The sequence below is a fragment of the Agromyces sp. P1_H4 genome (genome assembly GCF_056405255.1).
This window is the reverse complement of record NZ_JBFUCL010000589.1, coordinates 1-910: the sequence shown is the minus strand read 5'-3', so window position 1 is coordinate 910 and position 910 is coordinate 1. Positions and strand designations below refer to the sequence as shown.

Annotated in this window: 1 pseudogene; it reads left to right on the top strand. The window is 77.3% G+C overall.

The window, feature by feature from the left end:
- Positions 1-910, top strand: a pseudogene (locus tag AC1DY2_RS20185) (ATP-dependent helicase); the annotation flags it as partial.

The window sequence follows — 910 nt, the reverse complement described above, 5'->3', positions numbered from 1 at the left end:
GCGTCGACGACGGCTGCGGTCCCGAGTGGGCCGACCCGCTCAGCCCCGAGGTGCGCGGGCTGCGCGGGTTCCGGTCCGAGCTGCGCGACCTCATGATGCGCGCCGTCGAGCACGGCGTCGACGGCGAGGCGCTGTCGCGGCTCGGGCGGCTCGCCATGCGTCCCGAGTGGCTCGCCGCGGGCGAGTTCCTCACCGAGTACGCCGAGGTGAAGGAGCAGCTCCGACCCACACAGTTCGACTCGGCCGAGCTCGGCGCGTTCGCCGCGGCGGTGGTGCGGCGCAGCACGGTCGACCCCGCGGCATCCGCCGCCCTCGGCACGCTGGCCGGCCTGCGGCTGCTCATCGTCGACGACGCGCAGGAGGCCACCGAGGCGACGGCCGCGCTCCTCGGGGCGTTCGCGGCGCGCGGCGTCGCGGTGGTGGCGGTCGGCGATCCCGACGTGGCCAGCAACGGGTTCCGGGGTGGTCGGCCCGAGCTGCTCGGGTCCCTCGGGTCGGTGCTCGGAGGCGCGTCCGTGCGGCGGATCGACCTCGACGAGATCCACCGGGGGCGCGTCGAGATCCGCGAGGTGGTCCACGCCGTGACGGCGCACATCGGCACCGCGCTCGGCGGCAGGCACCGGCAGGCGCGACTCGCGGCGCTCGGCGACGTCGACGAGCTGCCGCTCGACCCCGACCCGCTCGCGCCGGTCCTCGGCATCGAGGCCGCATCGCACGCCGCGGAATGCCAGGCGGTGGCCGGCCTCCTGCGCGAACGCCACCTGCTGGGCGGCGTGCCCTGGTCGTCGATGGCGGTCGTGCTGCGGTCGGGTGCCGACGTGCCCGCGTTCGAGCGCGGCCTCGCGCTCGCCGACGTTCCGACCGCGGGCGACGCCGCGCGCACCGCCCTGCGCGACGCGCCGGCCGCTGC